This window comes from Deltaproteobacteria bacterium (assembly GCA_020848905.1).
Classification (GTDB): Bacteria; Myxococcota_A; Polyangia.
In genome coordinates this window covers 472096-491974 of sequence record JADLHG010000042.1, presented here as the reverse complement: position 1 = coordinate 491974, position 19879 = coordinate 472096, and the positions used below count along the sequence as shown (strand labels likewise).

General features: G+C 69.8%; 13 protein-coding genes. 3 read left to right on the top strand and 10 right to left on the bottom strand.

Annotated features, from left to right (window positions below; translation table 11 throughout):
- Both IT371_19115 and IT371_19110 read left to right on the top strand, forming a co-directional pair.
- Window positions 1-1455, top strand: coding sequence for a hypothetical protein (locus IT371_19115; GenBank protein MCC6749785.1), 1455 nt, complete (start codon window positions 1-3; stop codon window positions 1453-1455).
- An 8-nt stretch (window positions 1456-1463) separates the two neighbouring features.
- Complete coding sequence (locus IT371_19110) at window positions 1464-3371, top strand: HEAT repeat domain-containing protein (GenBank protein ID MCC6749784.1); 1908 nt, start codon at window positions 1464-1466, stop codon at window positions 3369-3371.
- Window positions 3372-3390: 19 nt separating this feature from the next.
- On the opposite strand, the gene IT371_19105 is transcribed toward IT371_19110, so the two are convergent.
- The 8 genes from IT371_19105 to IT371_19070 form a co-directional block, all read right to left on the bottom strand.
- Window positions 3391-5700, bottom strand: a complete 2310-nt coding sequence (locus IT371_19105; protein MCC6749783.1) for a serine/threonine protein kinase — start codon at window positions 5698-5700, stop codon at window positions 3391-3393.
- Window positions 5701-5781: 81 nt separating this feature from the next.
- Entirely contained in the window at window positions 5782-7233 is a 1452-nt protein-coding gene (locus IT371_19100; GenBank protein MCC6749782.1) for a VWA domain-containing protein, read from the bottom strand.
- Between the two features lie 220 nt (window positions 7234-7453).
- Window positions 7454-8488 carry a 23S rRNA (adenine(2503)-C(2))-methyltransferase RlmN gene (gene rlmN / locus IT371_19095; protein MCC6749781.1) on the bottom strand — a complete coding sequence of 345 codons (1035 nt, stop codon included), beginning with the start codon at window positions 8486-8488 and terminating at the stop codon, window positions 7454-7456.
- A gap of 91 nt (window positions 8489-8579) precedes the next feature.
- Window positions 8580-9005: a nucleoside-diphosphate kinase gene (gene ndk, locus IT371_19090; protein ID MCC6749780.1), complete on the bottom strand. Its 426-nt coding sequence runs from the start codon at window positions 9003-9005 to the stop codon at window positions 8580-8582.
- A gap of 17 nt (window positions 9006-9022) precedes the next feature.
- Complete coding sequence (sucD, locus tag IT371_19085) at window positions 9023-9889, bottom strand: succinate--CoA ligase subunit alpha (protein MCC6749779.1); 867 nt, start codon at window positions 9887-9889, stop codon at window positions 9023-9025.
- Complete coding sequence (sucC, locus tag IT371_19080; protein MCC6749778.1) at window positions 9886-11082, bottom strand: ADP-forming succinate--CoA ligase subunit beta; 1197 nt, start codon at window positions 11080-11082, stop codon at window positions 9886-9888. The genes sucD and sucC overlap by 4 nt, the downstream gene beginning before the upstream one ends.
- Window positions 11083-11092: 10 nt before the next feature.
- Entirely contained in the window at window positions 11093-12028 is a 936-nt protein-coding gene (gene mdh, locus IT371_19075; GenBank protein ID MCC6749777.1) for a malate dehydrogenase, read from the bottom strand.
- Between the two features lie 18 nt (window positions 12029-12046).
- Complete coding sequence (locus tag IT371_19070) at window positions 12047-13480, bottom strand: NADP-dependent isocitrate dehydrogenase (GenBank protein MCC6749776.1); 1434 nt, start codon at window positions 13478-13480, stop codon at window positions 12047-12049.
- A 235-nt stretch (window positions 13481-13715) separates the two neighbouring features.
- On the opposite strand from IT371_19070, the gene IT371_19065 reads away from it, so the two are divergent.
- The gene (locus IT371_19065; protein MCC6749775.1) at window positions 13716-14756 is read left to right on the top strand and encodes a hypothetical protein; all 1041 of its coding nucleotides are present in this window, start codon (window positions 13716-13718) and stop codon (window positions 14754-14756) included.
- Between the two features lie 62 nt (window positions 14757-14818).
- Here the strand turns inward: IT371_19065 and IT371_19060 are convergent, their stop codons facing one another.
- Both IT371_19060 and IT371_19055 read right to left on the bottom strand, forming a co-directional pair.
- Window positions 14819-17389: a PQQ-binding-like beta-propeller repeat protein gene (locus IT371_19060; GenBank protein MCC6749774.1), complete on the bottom strand. Its 2571-nt coding sequence runs from the start codon at window positions 17387-17389 to the stop codon at window positions 14819-14821.
- Window positions 17390-17470: 81 nt separating this feature from the next.
- On the bottom strand, window positions 17471-19651 hold the full coding sequence (locus IT371_19055; GenBank protein MCC6749773.1) for a hypothetical protein: 2181 nt from the start codon (window positions 19649-19651) through the stop codon (window positions 17471-17473).
- Window positions 19652-19879: the final 228 nt, after the last annotated feature.

Below are 19879 nucleotides of genomic sequence, written 5' to 3'. Positions count from 1 at the left end.
ATGACGGTGGCGGGGGGGGAGGGGCGGCGGAGTTATCTGGAGCGGCAGCTCTCGACGCTGGCGCTCTGCCGGGTCAAGGCTCCGAGCGGCATGGCGCTCCTCCGCGTCGCGGGATGGCACAACGGCCTCGTGCGGCTCGGGGTCCCGCTCCCGCTCTTCGTGGTTCACGACCTGGGGCTGCTCCTCACGGGGGTAGGGAGCGGGGCGATCCGGCGGCTCGCCGAGAGCCCGGGCTCGGCCTGGGAGCGCGGAGAGCTCGCCGGCTACACGCGCCTCCTCGAACAGGTGGCGGAGAGCGAGCTCTGCGAAAGGGGGGCCGGCTGGCGGCTGCGCGACGACCTCGTGGCGGTGCTCCTCAGCAAGTTGCTGCGCGCGATTCAGAGTCGCTGGCCGGCGCGTCGGAGCTGGGTGAAGTCCGAGCTCCTGCCGCTGGACCCGGGCGCCCTCGCCCGCGCGGCGGGCCAGGAGACCTCAGCGTACGACCTCGGGCCGATCCATTCGCTCGTCGTGCACCTCGTGGAGCACCGGCTCTACGTCTTGACGGCGCTCGAGCAGATCGACCTGGACACGCTGCGCCTCCTCTCGCTCTTTCAGCACCAGGGCGGGGGGGCGGTGCTGGATCTGGCGGATCTGCTGAACGTCTTCTCCTCGCCCGAGGCGAACGGCGTGGTGAACTTCTCCATGGAGCTGCTCCCGTCGGTCCTCGAGACCCGGAGGCCGACCGGCGTCCAGACCCTCGCCATGGACGGGTACGCGAGCCTCGAGCGCCGGGGGAGCGTGGACTCGGTCGTGATGAGCGAGCTGGCCTACGACGACGACATCTTCGAGCAGAAGCTGGCGGACCACGAGCTCTACTACTACGGGCACGAGAAGCAGCGCACGGAGGAGCGTCAGCTCCACTACTTGCTCGTGGATTCCAGCGCCTCGATGCGAGGGGAGCGCGAGATCTTCGCCCGAGGCGTGGCCCTGACGCTCATCAAGAAGCTCACGCTCCAGGGGCACGAGGTCTGCTTTCGGTTCTTTGACAGCCGGCTCTACGAGGCGGTGCGCGTGGTCGGGGGGGGAGAGGCCGCCGTGCCGCACCTCCTCTGCTTCCGGTCGGAGCGCGGTCGCAACTACGCGCGCGTCTTCCGGCAGCTTGTGGGCGAGCTGCGCCGCCTGAGGCGCCAGGACCGGCGGACAGTGGTCCTGTATCTCCTTACGCACGGGCAGTGTCACGTCGGCGTCGAGCTGATCGAGGAGCTGGCGGCAGCGGCGTTCCTCTACGGCGTCTTCATCCTGCCCTCGTCTCCCCTGCACCTCGAGTACCTGCCGAGCCTGCACCGGTACCAGATCGTGGAGGCCGAGACCCTGCGGAGCCGCAGCAGCTCCGTGGACCGCGCGCGACAGATCGTGGACGACGCGAGCGATGCGCTGGCCGGGAGCGCCGCGGCCCGCGCTGGAGCGGAAGGGTAAGGGCAAGGGTGGACGTCTACGCCACGGCACGTCAGGCGGCTTCTCTCCTCGAGCGCGGTCGCTTCGTGGAGGCGGCGGGCCTCTACCGGTCGGTGGTCGGTTCGGCGCACACCGCCGACCTGGCCTACGACGACTGGCTCTCGGGGCTCGCGACGGCGCTCGTGAGCCTGGGGAAGCGGCGGGCCGCGGCGTACGTGCTCCTGTACCTGCATCGCTTCGACCAGGCGATGGGGCTTCTCGGCGAGGCCCCGGGGGTCGACCGGGCCCGCGTGCTCGAGCAGCAGGGGGAGTACCTGGAGGCGGCGCGGCTCTACGAGGAGGCGGGAGCCCTGGTCCACGCGGCGATCGCCTTCGAGCGCGGAGGAGACGCACAGCGCGAGACGGGCCGGTCCGCACCCTGCGCCGCGTGCGGCACGGTGAGCCCCCCGTATGCGATGCACTGCAACGGGTGCGGTGAGAGGCTTCGGGCCGCCACGGACGGTGGCGCGGGCCCGTACGCGGACGCGAGGCGCTGCTGGCGGCGGCTCCTCGGAGACACGCGATTGAGCGCCGCTCCCTACGAGGCGGCCCTGGTCTGTTTCAACCTCGGCACCTGCGAGCTCCGGCTCGGGGACGAGGGGGGACGGCGGACCCTCGTCGAGGCGCAGCGGCTGCTCGAGGAGGCGGCGGACCTCTTCGAGACGCAGGGGCGACGAGAGCGGGCCTTCGACTGCTATCAGATCCTCCTCGAGCTGGGGCGACGGAGCGGGGCCTTCGAGAACCTGGCCGAGGGATACCTGAACTGCATCCGGATCCTGAAGGAGGACCACCTCAAGTACTACGTGCTCCAGTACTACGAGGACTTTCTGCGCGAGGCCTCTCGACGGGAGGAATTCCAGGCGGCCGCCTCGCTGTACCACGAGGCGGCGGACTACTGCGTCCGGACGGGCCTGATCTACGACCGCTACTACCTGCGGGCCGCGGCAGAGACCTGGATGGCCGCCGCCGAGAAGTGCGTGCGCGACCAGCGGGGCGCCGAGATGGCCGAGAACGCGTACCTGGCCGCGGTCGAGTGTTTCAACGGCCTGGGAGATTACGTAGGTGTCGGGGAGGCGTACGCGCGACTCGCCGCTCTTCCGCTCTCGCACCGGAAGGCCGAGCGGTATCGGGTCATCGCAGGCCGCTACCGCGGCGCGCCGCGGGCGGTCGAGGCCCCGCCTGCGTTCCCCGAGTACCTGCGGCAGGCGCACGCCTATCCAGACATCTGGTACATGGACCTGGTGGAGTGGGAGGACGACGGTGCGCCCGAGGCCATCTGCGCCCCGGTGGTGGGCGACACACGCTATCCGGAGATCGTGCGGCGTCGCGCGCTGACCCTGCTTCTCGACCTCCTCGACGGCCGGGGGGACGATCCGGCCGGTCTGGCGGCGATCGCCGAGGGCCTCGGGGACCTGCAGATCTACCCCGTCCTGAGCCCGCTCGAGCGCCTCTTTGAGCAGTCCGGAACCCTGGTCCAGCGCGGCGTGATGCGCGCGACCCGCTACCTCTTCTTCAAGCGGACCTTCGTCGTGCTCGGACGCGGGCTCGCCTCCTCGGACGCGGAGGTGCGTCGGGCGGCTCTCGAGGGACTCGAGCGGCTGCACTTCAACCACGCCTTCGACCCGCTGGTGCGCATCTTCCGCGAGTCGCGCGATCCGGAGGTTCGCAGCGCGGCGCTGGAGAGCATCGGCCGGATCCCCTCCCTCGAGGCGGGAGACTTCCTGGTGGAGGTGCTGCGCCAGGAGCCCGATCCGCTGCGGAGCGGCGCGATGCGACTGCTCTCGGGTTTCGAGAACCGCGACCTCTTCCCCGTGTTGCGGCAGTACTACGAGCTGGAGTCGGGGAGGGTTCGCGCGGACCTCGAGCAGGTGCTGCGGCTGGCCGGCGCGTTGACGTAGAGTGTGGGTGGGAGGCGCGTCAGGAGAGCTCGGCCAGCTCCGACTCGATGAACAGGTAGAGCGCGCGGGTGACGGCGAGCGGGTCCCCGAGGCCGAGACAGCTCGTGAGCAGCGCGGGCAGCGGCTGCGGTGCGCCGAGTCGCTGGTAGACGGAGCGCTCCAGCTCGTCGGGATTGAAGTCCGCGAGCTCGACCACCGGGCTCGGACAGAGGCCGAGCTTGCGGGTGCCCAGCCGGACGAAGTAGCGCTGGAGAACCGCATCGGGTAGGGCGCGGACGCCGCGGTGGACCAGCTCGAAGGCGGTCATCCCGGTCGGGAAGGCCTCGTGCGTGCACGCGCGACCGCGGTAGAAGGCGAAGCCGCCCTGCTCCCAGGCGAAGGTGTCCAGCACGTTCTCGAGGACGAAGGTGGTCAGCTTGCGGCTGATCTGCAGCGGGGTGATGAGGCCAGCCCCCTGCAGCGCGGCGATGAGGCTGCGGTGGGGGTTGGCGCGCACTGCCTTCTCCACGGCGGCCAGATCCACGACCCCTTCGCGGATGAGGTAGCCCACGAGAGCCTGTTCGCTGCGGTCCGCGGCGACGAGGTGCGGGTGCCCCCCGACGAGATGGATCTCGCAGGTGCGCTCGGTCCCCGCGCGCGCGGCGGCTCCCCGAGCCACGAGGGCCTGCAGCTCGTTCAGATGGCGCAGCAGGGCGGCGTTCTGGTCGCTCGTCTCGGGGCCGGTGAGGATGAGGAGGCCGCTCTCCTGCACGGCGGCGAAGCGGAAGAGCACCTTGGCCACCGTGCGGTTCGGGATCTTACCGGTGAAGTCCGGGCGGTCCCGCTGCTCCACTTCCTGCGCGGTGGCGAGCTGCGCGCTGAGCAGGGCCTCGGGGGCGGAGAGCTGAGGGGGAGCGTAGAGGGGCTCCTCGTCGCCGCCGTCGAGGTCGAGCTCCTCTCCCGCTCCTTCCACGTCACCGGCGTCCGGAGCCGGTCTCGCCATCGACGCCGAGCTGAAACCGTCGTCCGAGATGGTGTCGAGCTCCAGCTCCTCCGAGGGCTGGGAGACGAGTCCCATGTCGAGCTGGGGGAGAGCGCCGAAGGGGTAGCTGGCGGCGGCAGCGGCGTTCCAGCCGCTCGCCGCCTCGGGGGTGGCCACGGCGAGAGGGTCCAGCTCGTGCAGCGTGTCGTGCATCGAGCGCGACGCCGGTGGCGGGGCCGCGGGCGGAACCTCCACGGTGGGGATGGCCCCCGAGGAGGCAAAGCGAGAGGGCGGCGCCGGAGGACGCCCCTCGTCGGCGCGTGGCAGCGCGCCCGTGGGAACGACGGGCGCCTGTCCGGCGGGGGGGGAGCCGCGGTAGTTCACGGCGTCGGAGTCGTCCGGGTCGCTCGAGCCCGGGCTCTGCGCGTGGCGCTCGAGGAACGGAGCCACGTGCTGCGCCAGAAACGCCGCGAGCGTCTCGTTCGTCACGCGCTCGGCATGACTGAACAGGAAGTCGGTGATGTCGTCGCAGAACTCGCGCGCGGACTGGTAGCGGTCACCGACCTCCCGCTGCAGGGCGGTCTGAACGATGCGCACCGCATCGGGTGGGAGCGCGGCCGCGTGCTGGTCGAGGACGTCCAGCCGCACGTTCATCACCTTGTCGAGGGTCTCGAAGTCGCTACGGCCGAGGAAGAGCCGCCGACCGAGCAGGAGCTCGGCGAGGACGATCCCGGCGGCGAAGATGTCGGAGCGATGATCCACGTTCAGGCCGGCCACCTGCTCGGGGGACATGTAGCCGTACTTGCCCTTGAGCACCCCCGCCTGGGTCTTGGACTCGTGCTGCACGAGCGCGATGCCGAAGTCCCCGATCTTCACGTCCCCGCGGTACGAGATGAGGATGTTGGAGGGGGAGACGTCCCGGTGCACGAGACCGAGGAGCCGTCCGTCGGCCCCCTGGGTCCGGTGCGCGTAGTCGAGGCCTTTGAGGAACTCGCTCACCACGAAGAGCGCGAGGACGCCGGGGAGCCGCTGCCGGCGCTTGGCGAGCGTGCGCCAGAGCTGTCGGCCGTCCACGCCGTTCACGAACTCCATCGCGATGTAGTACTGCCCGTCGAGCTCTCCCAGTTCGTGGACCTGCACGATGTTCGGGTGCTCGAGGTGACAGACGAGCTTCGCCTCGGTGATGAACATGCGCAGGAATTCGGCGTCCTCGGCGAACTGCGGGAGGATGCGCTTGATCACGATCGACTTCTCGAAGCCCATCGCGCCGAAGATCTTCGCGTTGAAGATCTCGGCCATGCCGCCCACGGCGATGCGATCCGTGAGCAGGTAGCGCCCGAAATTTACCGGTTTGAAGGGCCTCATCATCGCGCGGCGGGATGCCGAACCTTGCCGTGGGTTGCCCGCATGATCCCGCGTTCGCGCGGGCTCGGCAAGGGGCGGCCGAGGTCAGCGGCGTCGTCGGGCGAGCAGGAGGAGCGCGACGAGCGCCGCGAGGCCGAAGGGGGTCCACGGGGGGGCGGAGGCCGCGCCGACCTGGCAGTCGCACCCTCCACCGATGTCGAGGGGCTGGCAGATCCCCGAGACGCAGGTCGCGCCGCCCGGACAGATCGCGGTTGGACCATCCACCTCGCCGTCGCAGTCGTTGTCCAGGCCGTCGCAGGCCTCGGCGGTGGGCTGTCGCGCGCTGCAGGCGCCGTACGCTCCGTTCGAGCAGGTCTGCTCGCCGATGCCGCACGCCGTGGTGCAGCCGCGGCTCAGTCCGTCATCCACCTTGCCGTTGCAGTCGTTGTCCTTCCCGTCGCAGGTCTCGATGGTGGAGCTTGTTCCCGGGAGCGTACAGGAGCCCCAGCTCCCCGTGGCGCACCGCTGACTGCACTCGCCGCCGATGGCGCCGCATGCACGGCTTTCTCCCGAGCGACAGGCGCATCCTTCGTCTACCGTGCCGTCGCAGTCGTTGTCCTGGCCGTCGCACAGAGTCTCGGTGGCCTCGTAGACCGTCTTCCGCGCCGCGGCGTGGGCCTTGTAGTCCGTCGCGCCGCACGCCGCCCACCCTTCGCCGCCCCCGCAGGGAGCCTTCGATCCGGCGCAGACGCCCTGCTGCTGCGCGCAGAAGGGGCCCGTCAGATCCTCGTCGATCTTGCCGTCGCAGTCGTTGTCCATCCCGTCGCACAGCTCCGCCGTCACCTGCGCCGCCACGCTGTGCAGCGCCGTCGAGAGCTCCTTCTGGTCCCCCGCCTGGTGGTAGCAGTGCCCCTTGGCCTTCGCATCGGAGCCCTGCGCATTGCAGCTTCCGTTGACCTTGGTCCCGGCGGCCTCGGCCATGCGGTTCAGCGCGAGGGCGTCCACGCCGTCGCCGAAGCCGACGACATGCGTGCGCACGCCGAGGTGGACGAGATTGGCGACCGAGTTGACCGCCAGAAAGCGCGTGCTCGCGTCGTACGGATAGCACCACTGCCAGCCGTCGGTGATGAGGAGCACGTAGTTCCGGTAGCCCCCGTCCTGCAGCGCCTTCACCTCGGGCACCTTGTCCAGGGTCTGGGCCATCGGCGTGTAGTTGCCCGACAGGGGCGGGGCGGTGCCGAGCTCGCGCAGGATGGAGGTTCCGGCGCGCGGACCCACGGGGACCTTCAAGGCCCCGGGTCCGCACTGGCTCGGCGAGGGGAAGAGCATCAGGCCGAAGTCGATCTTTCCTTCGTACCCCCGCAGCACCGCCGCGATGGCCTCCTTGGCCACCTCCCACTTGCTCTTGCCGGTGAAGGTCACCCCCGGGTCCACCATGCTGGAGGACTGGTCGAGGACGATCAGCACCCGAGGGGGCTTGCACGCGTTCTGCCCGCGGGCGGCCGAGCCGAGCATGGCGACGAGGAGGCCAAGGGCGATACCTACAGCGCGGTACATGGGCATACTCCGTTACCGCCCGAATGAGCAGGATCCGTACCACCGCCGCTGGAGGTAATTGCCACACATGTCGGTGGCGCAGCGCGTTATGACCCCATGGATCTCGCGTACCTCCGTGATCCAAGCCTGCGTCGGCCGCCGGCCCACGCTCGTTCCACTGGCTAGCCTCCGGGCCGCCGCCGGGGTCGCCAGTCGCCGGATCTCGGACGGGGGCAGGGCCTCAGCCCTGCAGCGCGAGCTGGCCGCAGGCTGCGGCGATGTCGAGGCCCCGGCTTCGACGAACGGTCGCGTTGAGGCCCTTCTCCCGCAGGAGCTCCGCGAATTCCTCCACCGTACCCTCGTCAGGGCGCTGGAGGTCGGGCTGGTCCGTACGACAGGGGTTGTAGGCGAGGAGGTTGACCTTCGCGGGGATACCGTCGAGCAGGCGCACCAGCCGCTTCGCGTCGGCGGGCGCGTCGTTCAGGCCCCGGAGCAGGAGGTACTCGAAGGTGACGCGGCGCCGGCGCGGCAGCGGGAACTCGCGCACGACGCGGAGGAGCTCCGCGAGCGGCCAGCGCCGATTGATCGGCATGAGCTGGCTGCGGAGCTCGTCGGTCGTGGCGTGGAGCGAGATGGCGAGACCGATCCCCGGCACGCGTCGCCCGAGCTCCGCGATCCCCGGTACCAGCCCCGCCGTGGAGATGGTGATCCGTCGCGGCGAGAAGCTCGCCCCGGCCTCGGTGCCGAGGATCTCCACCGAGCGCAGCACGTCCGCCAGGTTGGCGAGCGGCTCGCCCATGCCCATGTAGACCAGGTTCGTGAGGCGCTCGTCCCCCACGAGGAGCGACTGCGCGCGGTAGACCTGGTCCACGATCTCGCCGGCGCTCAGGTTGCGGCGCAGGCCCATGGTGGCGGTGGCGCAGAAGCGGCAGCCGAGCGCGCAGCCCGCCTGCGTGCTGATGCACAAGGTGAGCTTGTCCTCGGCCGGAATGAGGACCGCTTCCACCGCCTGCCCGTCGGCGCAGCGCAGTCGGAGCTTGCGCGTGCCATCCTCGGAGGTCAGCACCGCGTCCACGGCGAGGCCGGAGAGGTCGCACTGCTCGGCGAGCCGCGCGCGGAGCTCCTTCGAGAGGTTCGTCATCCCCTCGGTGGAGGTGAGCCCGGAGCGGTGAACCCAGGTGAAGAGCTGCGCGGCGCGATAGCGCGGCAGTCCCTGGGCCTCCGCCCAGCTCTCGAGCTCGGGAAGCGTCAGGTCGCGTAGGTGGGGGCGCTGCATGAGGCGGTCCTTAACCCCGAGCTCACCAGAGTTGACCACGCTGCGCTCGGGGCCGCGGTCGCTTCGGGGCCGCCGATCGCGACCTCGCGCGTCAACCCGCGAGGCCGTTCAGCTCGCAGGGCGGGAAGAAGTAGGCGATCTCGATCGCCGCGTTCTCCGCCGAGTCCGACCCGTGCACCGCGTTCTTCTCGATGTCGGTGCCGAAGCGGCGGCGAATGGTGCCCTCGGCGGCCTTCGTGGAATCCGTGGCTCCCATGATCTCCCGGTTCTTCGCCACGGCCCCAGCTCCCTCGAGCGCCATGACCATGACGGGTCCCGAGGTCATGAACTCGCAGAGGCTCTTGAAGAACGGGCGCTCGCGGTGCACCGCGTAGAAGCCCTCCGCCTGAGGGCGGGAGAGGCGGAGCATCCGGGCGGCCACGACCCGGAGGCCGCCCTTCTCGAGCATCTCGACGATCGGCCCGATGGCGTTCTTCTTCACCGCGTCGGGCTTGATGATGGACAGAGTGCGTTCCACGGCTCTTCTCCTTCTTTCTATAGCAGAGAGGCGAGCGTGCGCCCGATCTCGTTCGGGTTCGGGGCGACCTTCGCCCCCGCCGCAAGCAGCGCCTCGATCTTGTCCTTGGCCGTCCCCTTGCCGCCGGCGATGATGGCGCCCGCGTGGCCCATGCGCTTGCCCTTGGGAGCGGTCTTGCCGGCGATGAAGGCGGCCACCTTCTTGTGCTTGAGATGCTCCTTGATGAACTGCGCCGCCTCTTCCTCGGCGCTCCCCCCGATCTCCCCGATCATCACCACACCCGTCGTTCCGGGGTCCTCGGCGAAGAGCTTGAGCACCTCCACGAACTGCATCCCCGGCACCGGGTCGCCGCCGATGCCGATGCAGGTGCTCTGGCCGATCCCGAGCTGCGTGAGCTGGTGCACCGTCTCGTAGGTCAGGGTTCCCGAGCGGGAGACCACGCCGATGCTGCCCACCTTGTGGATGTAGCCGGGCATGATGCCGAGCTTGCACTCCCCGGGCGTGATGATGCCGGGGCAGTTGGGTCCGATGAGACGCACCGGCCGTCCCGAGAGGGCGCGCTTGACCCGCACCATGTCGAGGGCCGGAATCCCCTCGGTGATGCAGACCACGAGCGCCACGCCCGCCTCCGCCGCCTCGAGGATCGCGTCGGCGGCGCCAGGCGCTGGCACGAAGACGAGCGAGCAGTCGGCGCCCGTCTTGGCCACCGCCTCACTCACCGTGTCGAACGTTGGCCGGCCGACGAAATCCTGGCCCCCCTTGCCGGGAGCTACGCCGGCCACCACCTGCGTGCCGTACTCGATGCACTGCTTCGCGTGAAAGGCGCCGGCCTTGCCGGTTCCCTGCACCACCACGCGGGTCTTCTTTCCTACCAGGATGCTCATCGGGCCAGCTCCACGATCTTCCGGGCCCCGTCGGCCATGTCGACCGCCGAGGTGACGTTGAGCCCGGACTGGTCGAGGATCCGCCTGCCGGCCTCGACGTTCGTTCCCTCGAGACGCACGACGAGGGGCACCTTGAGGCTCACCTCCTTCACCGCGTCCACGACCCCCTGAGCCACGATGTCGCACTTCACGATACCGCCGAAGATGTTGATGAAGATCCCCTTCACGTGCGGGTCGGCGCAGATAATCTTGAAGGCCGCCGTCACGCGGTCCTTGTCCGCCCCTCCGCCCACGTCGAGGAAGTTCGCCGGCTGCCCGCCGAACTCCTGGATGATGTCCATGGTGGCCATCGCCAGGCCCGCGCCGTTGACCATGCAGCCGATCGTCCCGTCGAGCTTCACGTACGACAGGTCGTAGGCCTTGGCCTGCAGCTCGGTCGGCTCCTCCTCGGTCGTGTCGTGGAGCGCCTTCCAGTCCGGATGCCGGTACGCGGCGTTGTCGTCGAAGGCCATCTTGCCGTCGAGGGCCAGGACCTCGCCGTCCGTGGTGATCACGAGCGGGTTGATCTCGGCCATCGAGGCGTCTTCCTCCTCGACCGCCTTGGCGAGGGCGAGGAGGAAGCCCACCGCGTTTCCGTGCGCCGCCCCCGTGAGCCCGAGCTTGAAGGCGAGCCGCCGAGCCTGGTAGGGCGAGAGCCCGACGGCGGGATCGATCGTCTCCTTCAGGATCTTCTCCGGCGTCTTGGCCGCCACGACCTCGATCTCCATGCCCCCCTCGGCACAGGCGATGAGGGTGAGGCGCTGGGCCGCGCGGTCTACGAGGGCGCCGACGTACATCTCGCGGGCGATGCTGATCCCCTGCTCGATGAGCACCCGGTTGACCTGCTTGCCCTCGGGCCCCGTCTGCTCGGTCACGAGCGTCTTGCCGAGCATGCGCTCGGCCATGGCCCGCGCCTCTCCGGCGCCTCGGACGACCTTCACGCCGGAGAGCTCGGGGTCCTCCTTGAACCGCCCCTTGCCGCGACCCCCGGCGTGGATCTGCGACTTCACCACCACCACCGGGTTATCCGTCTCGGCGATCAGCGCCTCCGCCGCGGCCTGCGCTTCGGCGGCGCTGAAGACGGGGCGGCCCTTCGGGACCGCGACGCCGTACTGCTCGAGGAGGTGTTTTGCCTGATACTCGTGGAGCTTCACGATGTCCTCGCTAGATCTTGCACTCGGCGACCGTGGTCTTTACGGCGTCCACGGTCTTGGTGAGCAGGGCCTTCTCGCCCTCGTTGAGCTTGATCTCGTAGATCTTCTCGATGCCGCCCGCGCCGATGCGGCAGGGGACGCCGATGAAGAGGCCGTCCACGCCGTACTCGCCCTGGCAGAGGGCGGCGCAGGCCAGCACGCGCTTCTTGTCCTTCAGGTAGGCCTCGGCCATCTCGATCGCGGCGCCGGCCGGGCTGAAGAAGGCCGACCCGTTGCCGAGGAGCTTCACGATCTCGGTCCCCGCCTCGCGCGTGCGGTCGGCGATGCAGTCGATCGTCGCCTGGTCCATCATCTCCGCGAGCGGCACCCCACCAACGGTGGTGAGGCGCGGAACCGGCACCATCGTGGGGCCGTGCCCGCCGAGCACGGTGCCCGCCACGTCGTTCACCGACACGCCGAGCTCCATCGCGATGAAGGCCCGCCAGCGCGCCGTGTCGAGGACGCCGGCCATCCCGCACACCTGGTGCTTGGGGAAGCCCGTCACCTTGTGGAAGACGTAGACCATCGCGTCGAGCGGGTTGGTGATGATGATGCAGAAGGCGTTCGGCGCGTGGGCCTTGATCCCTTGCGCCACGGTCGTGATGACCTTGATGTTGATGGCCAGCAGGTCCTCGCGGCTCATCCCGGGCTTGCGCGGCACGCCGGCGGTCACGATCACCACGTCCGAGCCGGCCAGGTCCTTGTAGTCCGAGGTGCCGGAGAGGTGCGCGTCGTAGCCCTCGACGGGGGCCAGCTCGACGAGGTCGAGCATCTTGCCCTTCGTCGGGTTCACGAAGTCCGGGATCTCCAGGGTGACGACGTCTCCGAGCTCCTTTTGCGCCGCGAGGAGGGCGAGGATCTGACCGATCTGTCCGCCACCTACGAGAGCAATCTTCTTGCGTGCCATGGAGGGCCTCCTTCTGCTTCAGTCGTTGAAGTGCTTGACGATGGCCTTGGCGAATTCAGAGCATTTGAGCGGGCGCTCGACGGGCGGCTCGGTGAGTCGCGCCAGGTCGTAGGTCACCTCGCGTCCCGAGATGGCGCGCGCGATCCCCTTCTGGATCAGCGCCGCGGCCTCGTTCCAGCCCATGTACTCGAGCATCATCACGCCTGAGAGGATGAGCGACCCGGGGTTCACCTTGTCCAGCCCGGCGTGCTTCGGGGCCGTGCCGTGCGTGGCCTCGAAGACGGCGCAGTGGTCGCCGATGTTCGCGCCGGGGCCCATCCCCAACCCGCCGACGATCGCGGCCGCCGCGTCGGAGAGGTAGTCGCCGTTCAGGTTGGTGGTGGCGAGGATCGAGTACTCCTCGGGGCGGGTCTGGATCTGCTGGAAGATGCTGTCCGCGATGCGGTCGTTCACCATCACCTTCTGCTTCCACTTCCCCTGTCCGTGGCTGTCCCAGATGCTGGCCAGGACCTGCTCCACTTCCTTGCGCACGGCGGCCTGCTTGTCGGGGGTCATCGCGTCGTAGCCGGGGTCGATCTCCCGCGCGTTCTGCTCGACGGTGATGCTCGGGTTCTTCTCCTTGTTGCCGAGGATCCAGGACTCGCGCTCGGTCACGCACTCGGCGCGGAATTCGCTCGTGGCCAGGGCGTAGCCCCAGTCCCGGAAGGCCCCCTCGGTGTACTTCATGATGTTGCCCTTGTGGACCAGGGTCACCATCTGCTTGCCCTTCGGGAGCCGGAGCGCGTGCTTCATCGCGCGGCGTACGAGGCGCTGGGAGCCGGAGACGCTGATGGGCTTGATGCCGATCCCCGAATCGAGGCGGATCTGCTTCCCCTTGTGCTCGGGAGTGGCCGGGATGAGCTCGGCGTTCAGGAGCTCGATGAGCTTCTTGCAGGTCTCGCTCCCCTGCTTCCACTCGATGCCGAGGTAGATGTCCTCGGTGTTCTCGCGGTAGATGACCACGTCGAGCTTTTCGGGCGTGCGGTGCGGAGAGGGCGTGCCTGCGTAGTAGTGGCAGGGGCGCACGCAGGCGTAGAGGTCGTGGATCTGGCGGAGCGCCACGTTCAGCGAGCGGATGCCGCCGCCGACGGGCGTCGAGAGCGGGCCCTTGATGGCCACGCCGTACTCCGCGATGGCGGTCAGCGTGTCCTCGGGGAGGTACTGCCCCGGGCCGTAGTGCTCCACGGCCTCGTCTCCGGCGTAGACCTTGAGCCAGTGGATCTTGCGCTTGCCGCCGTAGGCCTTCTCGACCGCCGCGTCGAAGACGAGCTGCGAGGCGGGCCACAGATCCACCCCCGTTCCGTCCCCGCGAATGAAGGGGACGATCGGATCGTTCGGCACGGTGGGCTCGCCCTTCGAGAAGGCGATCTTGGAGCCCTGCGCGGGAGGCGAGATCTTGGTGTACTGGGCCATGGCGTTCCCTCGAAAAGTCAAAAGATGACCATTGGTTGCAATGCGGCCGCGTTATACCAGCCAGGCGGCGAACATTCAAGGGGAAACGCGGTGCGGCGAAGCCCCGGGGAGGGCGCCGTTTCGGCGGGCGCAGCTCTGCGCGCGGGCCGGTCAGCAGCCCAAGGGTGCGAGGCGCCTTGGGACTGGCGAGGCACGAACGATCTGGCTATGCTGCGCGCGCCGAAGGAGACGTTTCATGCACAGCTTGGCGAAGATAGTGGCTCTCGGGGCGACGGTCGGCCTCGGCGCGGGCTCGGCCTCGGCGGCCGAGGCCACCTACGAGGGAGCCTCGCGCGGGGCGTACCGGATCCTGAACCTGCCGCGCATGCTCCGTCCCTTCGTGGCCTCGTGCGAGCACGAGACGACGCACTTCCGTCGCCTCTTCTGCACGGCGTTGAACGACCGGCTCAAGGCCCAGCGGCAGGCGAAGGTCTACGCGTACGGGGTGGCGCCGGGTCCCGCCGGACCGCTCGTGGTGAAGTTCCAGCCCGGGGATCCCCCGCGCATGGAGGTCTCGATCCGGGGCTGCCTCACCTGCGCCCAGCCTCTCGCCGACCGGGAGGGTGGGGACCTGGCCAAGGCCCGCTTCTTTCTCTTCAAGCTGCCGAAGGACATCCTGGTGAAGAAGGGGGCGGGGGCGGCGTACGACTTCGGGGACATCACGATGGCCACGCAGACGGTGGAGCTGCCGAAGGGGACCACCGAGGCGCGGTTCAAGCAGGAGATCCTGCCGCACCTGCGCCTCGACCTGCTCTTTCGCCCCGAGGCGGGGGTCACCAAGGTGGGCAAGCGCTTCAAGTACGGCGTGCTGACCTTCGAGCTCGTCGGGTGGCGCCTCTTTCACAAGTGCGCCGGCCAGGTGTACGCCGCCTCGCCCAAGGCCACCCGCTCGTATCGCGTGGACCGCACCGACATGACCTGCGAGCAGAATCAGCCCAAGCGGGTCGTGAAGCGCGTCAAGCTCCCCGGGCGGCTCCAGCAGGCCCAGGTGAAGCCGATCATGGACACGGTGAGCGAGGACCTGCACACCTGCTTCGACCAGTTCGGGGTCACGGGCGAGCTTCCGACGGAGGTCGTCGTGACGCCCGCGGGGCAGGTGAAGTCGGTGAAGGTCTCGGGGGCGCTGGCCACGAGTCCGGCGGCGAAGTGCCTCGAGCGCCTGGTGCGCGCTGCTCCGTTCCCCAAGTTCTCGGGTCCCGACGCCCGCCTGCAGTGGCCGTTCGCCTTGCGCAACTGAGGGCCCGGCGGGGCGACTGCCGGGGCGGAGGCCAGCGGGGGAGGGGGGGCGTCGCTTCCTAGCTACTGCGTAGCCCAGACCCGGGCGAGACGCGTCACGACCCAGACCTTGCCGCTCTTCTGCAGCGTGACGTTGTAGGCCACGCCGTTATCCCCCGACCGCACGATGTCCATCCCCAGCGTGGCCTGCTTGCCCTTCTTGTCGTAGACCACCTTGGGCAGCGCGCCGCCGGAGCCGGTCCCCTCGGGGTAGGGGCCGCCGAAGGAGACGTAGTCGGCGGCGTGCAGCCCCGCCTCCTTGCGGAGGCGCTCAATTGTCGAGCGACGCAGCGAGATGACCGGGTCCCTGCGACCGTAGACCTCGAAGGAGGGTCCGTCGCCGGGGTCCACCACCACGATGCCGCGGCGCTTGAGGAAGGCGAAGTAGGCGAAGAAGGCCTCGCGGAAGAGCTCCTGGTCCGCGGTCGGCTTCTCCTTGCCGGAGGCCAAGGGGTTGCCGTCCTCGCTGTCCTTGAGGCCGTCCCCGTCGCAGTCCGGGTGGTGCACGCAGAGGCGCAGCCGGCGCTCGACGAGGTCGGGGAGGCCGTCGCCGTCAGAATCCGCCGCCAGCTCCTCGAGAGAGAGCGGGGTGGGCTTGTCGTTGACCCAGGACTTGCCCTCCAGGCGCTGCAGCGTGAGGGTGACCTGGCCCTTGTCGCCCACCTGCACGGCGCCGAGGCGAAGGAACTGCCCCGCGTTCACCTCGGGCCGCGTGACGCCGGTGAAGAGCGGCGCGGCCATGCCTCCCGTGCCATCTGCCTTGCCTACCCACACGTCGTTGTACCCGCCGAGGAACGGCGACAGCGCGGCGACGAAGGCGGCGCCTCCCTTCCCCTTGCCGAGGATCGCCGTGCGACGACGGGCGTCCTCGGCGGAGCGGTCGCCGTCTCCGTCCTGCTCCACGCCCTGCTCGAGCGAAGAGGTCATCCCCACGGGCTCGAAGCGGATCGTGTTCACCTGCCGCGCTGCACGGAAGGCCCAGAGCGGCGCGAGCGCGGCCGGGGTGCCGACGGCTCCGAGGGCCACGTAGGCCGCGCGCCGGCGGTGGTGCCCCTGCGTCTCGTCCTCCATCAGTTTCTGCAGCGGCACGACGGCCTTGCCGTCGCGCAGCCGAGCGAGCGCGTCCACGACGGAGAGCATCGGGTCGGTGGCCCCCACGGGCGGGACGGTGCGCAATCGTCCGAGCGCCTTCAGCAGGGCCGGGACCGAGCGCTTCGTCTCCAGGTGCGCGATCGCCGCGGCCACCGCGTCGACCACGAAGACGTTCGCGTGCTCGAGGGCCGCCTCCATGACCTTGATCGCCTTCACTCCCAGGCCGGCCAGCTTGAGGACCAGCCCAGGCTGAGGCGTTCGCGCCCCCTTCGCCCGCTCGATCAGGTCCTGCGCGAACTCCTCGGGCGGGAAGGCCGGTCGTCGCGGCCGCTGGCTGCGGTCGAGGCGATAGGTGTAGACGGTGCCGTCCTCGCCATCCAGGTAGACGACCTTGTCCCCGGGGAGCATGCTGCGCGCCTTCAGGTCGAGCGCGTTCGCGGTGGCGACCACGCGCTTCTTCTCGAGGTCCACCAGCCAGACGTAGCCGTTCCCGTCGGGGTGACTCGAGAAGACGTAGGCCCGATTGTCCCCCGCGGCGAGCTTGAGGCTCGTGGGCGCGTCGCCGAAGGCGAGCAGGATCTCGGTGGTGCGCTTTCCGGCGGCGTCGAAGACCGAGAGGCGTCCGTCCGTCTCGACGGTCACGAGCTGGTCGTCGACGAGAAACTTGGCCACCTTCGGCGAGGCGAGCTTCTGCTCCCAGAGGATCTTGCCCTTCTTGAGGTCGAGGGCGTAGAGGGCGCTGCCGGACCAGCCGGCCTTGCGGTTCACCGTGCTGACGTACAGGCGGTTCCCGCTCAGGATCGGCGGATCTTCCACCCGGCCGGTGACGCGGGTCTGCCAGCGCGGGTCGCCGCGGTCGGGGGTGAGTGCGAGCACGGTGCCGTCGTCGGCCACGTAGTAGGCGCCGTCGGCGTCCCCCTCGAGGTAGGCCATCATGCCGGGGAAGCGCTTGGTCCACTCCACGCGCCCGTTGCGGGCGTCCACGGCCCACACGTTCACGCCGGGGACCCCCCGCCCCGAGGCGACGCGGATCCACGGCAGATAGAGGTGGTGCTTCGAGCGGGCCATGCCGTTCACGGGCACGCCCTTCAGGCCGAGGTCCCAGAGCTTGGTCCCCTTGGCGCCGTGAAACGCGCAGAGGTAGCCGTCCGAGGCCACGTACACCTCTGCCTTCCCGAGGAAGGGGGTGAAGGCGAAGGCCAGGTCCGAGCGACCGGGGACGGGGGCGTGCCAGAGCACCTTGCCGCTCGACGCGTTCGCGGCCACGAGTCGCCGCCCGTGGTGGTCGTAGACGTAGAGCGTCTGCCCCTTGCGGGTCATGCGCGGAGCGTGGCTGTTCGTCACGAACGGGGCGAGAGAGGCCGGCAGCGCCCAGTCCTGGATCAGGGTGGGGAGCGTGTCGGGATGGATGGGTGGAGGCACTGCCTTGCGCTGGGCGTGGCCCGGCGACGGAAGGAGCGCGAGACCTGCGGCGAAGACGAGCGATGCCCCCAGCTGACGCACACGCGGATTCATGGGTGCGGGAAATAACACACAAGCTGGTGGCGGGCCAAGGGATTAACCCGGCGATGGCCGTCGGCCGAGCTACCTGAGCGGGTTCTCGAAGGCGCCCGCGGTGCGGAGCTCGGTGAGCCAGAGCTCCTTCGTGCCCTGGGCGAAGGCGCGCCAGTAGGGGTTGCCGTGGAGGCCGCCCGAGTAGATGTAACTCAGCGCCAGGTCGGGGAAGAGGTGGCGGTAGAGCGCGATGAAGGTGCGGATCTCGTCGCGGGTCGTGAGCTTGTTCACGGCGAGCTGGTGCCACATCTCGTTCTTGCTCGAGTCCTCGAGCGCCGCGAGCTTGACCACGAGCGCCTTGAAGGCCGGCCGGCGCGAGACGCGCTTCAGGGCCTCCTTCGCGCTGATGCAGCCCACCTTGGCGAACGCCTCGCGCCAGAGGGGCTCCGTCCCCTCGGCCATCTTCCACTCCCCCGTGCGGCGCGTGCTCAGCATCTCGGCATAGATGCCCGCCACATCGTCGCTGACGTGCGAGTGCTCGAGGAAGAGGCGCGCCACGTAGCCCTCGATGTCCTCGCGCGTCCTGAGCACCCGTACGTCGTTCAGGCGGCTGGCGAGGAGGGAGCTTCGCGGCACGTCGATCGCGATCCGCCGGTCGGCGGCCGCTTCGGTCCGGCGCGGCGGCTGGAGCGCCGGGTAGCGGCTGTGAATGGCGTAGCTGTAGGTGAGCTGCCGCCCGAGGTAATAGTTGTTCTCCCACGTCAGCGTGTGCTCGACGATCTGGTCCTCGGCGAGTTTGCGCGAGCTGGACCACGACCACGTCGGGGGCAGCGTGGTCGAGCTCCAGCGGAAGACCACGGGCTTGTCGTCCCGCTTGACCTCGACGAGCTCGCGTAGCGCGGGCGGGAGCGACTTGCCGATGACCTCGGCGACGCGATCCCCGGAGAGAACCTTCTCGAACCCGCCTGTCTCGCGCAGCGGGGAGCTCGAGGGGATGTGCTGCCCCTCGCGGAAGGTGGAGCTCTGCCAGGTGAAGCGACCCGCCAGTGCGGCGAGAATCGCGTCGCCCACCACGGCGTCACGGCGCGCGAGGAGCTCGGGCCGCGCCTCGAAGGCGAGTCCCGCCGTCCCCTCGACCACGTGGCCGAGAGCGACGCGGGTACCGTCGGCCCGTTGCCAGAGAACCTCGCGGTGGTCCTTTTGCTTGGGGAGCGGCACGAAGACGAGCTTTCCGTCGCCGTAGAGGGCGGCCAGCGCCAGGTTCGGGACCGCCTTGCGGCGCCCGGCGGGTGCTCCGACGGCGGTCAAGACCGCCTGCGCCACGGCCCACTCACGCTCGGGGACCTGGCCGCGCTTCGCGCGCGCGAGCTGATCCTTGAGCCAGCCTGCGCGTTGGTGCGCCTCGCGGCGGCGCTCGCGGCCGCCCACCGCCTTGCCGGGCGTGAAGGCCTTCTCCTCGTAGAGCGCTCCCCCGCCCTTGTAGGACGGCCGGAAGGTGAGTCGGTGCTGTACCTGCTCGCCCGCGGCGGCAGTGCTGCCGTCGCGCTTGCGGTCGGAGACCCAGGCCACACTCAGGTGCTCGCCAAGGCCGGCGACAGGATACAGCATGCTGCTCAGCGCTTTCATGGGGCCGACGAGCGCGTCCGCCGCATGGCCACCATAGGTCCAGCTCGGGTGTTCGACGGCCCCATAGGCCACCTTCCAGCTCGGCCAGAAGGAGATGCGCCGGGTGCCGGCCGGGGCCTTGTCGTCCTCCTCGGGCTGGAGCCAGGTGGAGTCGGTGACCGGCCGAGCCGGACGCATGGAGAGGCGATCCACCGCGGCGAGGAGCGCCTCGCCGATCGTGCGGCGCGTTGCCTCGGCGACGCGCTTCGTGGGGACGAAGATCTCTTCGTCGCCGACGGTGCGGAGCTCGCCGAGGAGCTTCGTCCCCGTGCCGCTGCGGAGGAGGACGCGCACCAGACCGCCGCGCTCTTCCTGGAAGTCGACCTGGCCCTCCCCGACCAGGGTGGCGAAGGCCGCGTCCAGACCCACGCGTTGACCCCACTTGCTGCCGAGCCAGCCGACGGTCTGATTCGCGTGCACGACGCGCTGGCCTCGATCGCGGACCCTCGAGTTGCCGAGGCTCGTCAGTCGCTGCAGCACGATCTCGCGGCGGCGTTGCTCGAGGGAGGGCGCCTCGGCCGGAGCGGGGGTCTTCGCGTGAACGCCGGTCGCGGCGCAGAGGGCCGTGAAGAGCGCCGCCAAACCGATGAGGGTGGCTCGGGTCATCGCCATGAGGCCGCAAACTGCAGCGGCCATGCCACCGGGCGGATCGAGGAGAAACGGAGGCTTGGCCGGGGCCGTGGCCGAGCGGCCGGGCTGCCCGAGGCTCCCCGCGGCTCCTGTTTGGCAAGTCGACGAGCGAACTGCAACCTGTCGTCCGCGCTGGCGCGCGGCCCTTCCGTGGGGATGGCCACGGCACCGCGGGACGAGCTCCTCGCGCGGGGCCGAGGCCGC

Coding starts and splice junctions, on each gene's coding strand:
- mdh (MCC6749777.1), bottom strand. CDS start 12,028: ATGGCACGCAAGAAGATTGCTCTCGTAGGTGGCGGACAGATCGGTCAG.
- IT371_19055 (MCC6749773.1), bottom strand. CDS start 19,651: ATGACCCGAGCCACCCTCATCGGTTTGGCGGCGCTCTTCACGGCCCTC.
- IT371_19100 (MCC6749782.1), bottom strand. CDS start 7,233: ATGTACCGCGCTGTAGGTATCGCCCTTGGCCTCCTCGTCGCCATGCTC.
- rlmN (MCC6749781.1), bottom strand. CDS start 8,488: ATGCAGCGCCCCCACCTACGCGACCTGACGCTTCCCGAGCTCGAGAGC.
- sucD (MCC6749779.1), bottom strand. CDS start 9,889: ATGAGCATCCTGGTAGGAAAGAAGACCCGCGTGGTGGTGCAGGGAACC.
- IT371_19065 (MCC6749775.1), top strand. CDS start 13,716: ATGCACAGCTTGGCGAAGATAGTGGCTCTCGGGGCGACGGTCGGCCTC.
- IT371_19115 (MCC6749785.1), top strand. CDS start 1: ATGACGGTGGCGGGGGGGGAGGGGCGGCGGAGTTATCTGGAGCGGCAG.
- IT371_19070 (MCC6749776.1), bottom strand. CDS start 13,480: ATGGCCCAGTACACCAAGATCTCGCCTCCCGCGCAGGGCTCCAAGATC.
- IT371_19105 (MCC6749783.1), bottom strand. CDS start 5,700: ATGATGAGGCCCTTCAAACCGGTAAATTTCGGGCGCTACCTGCTCACG.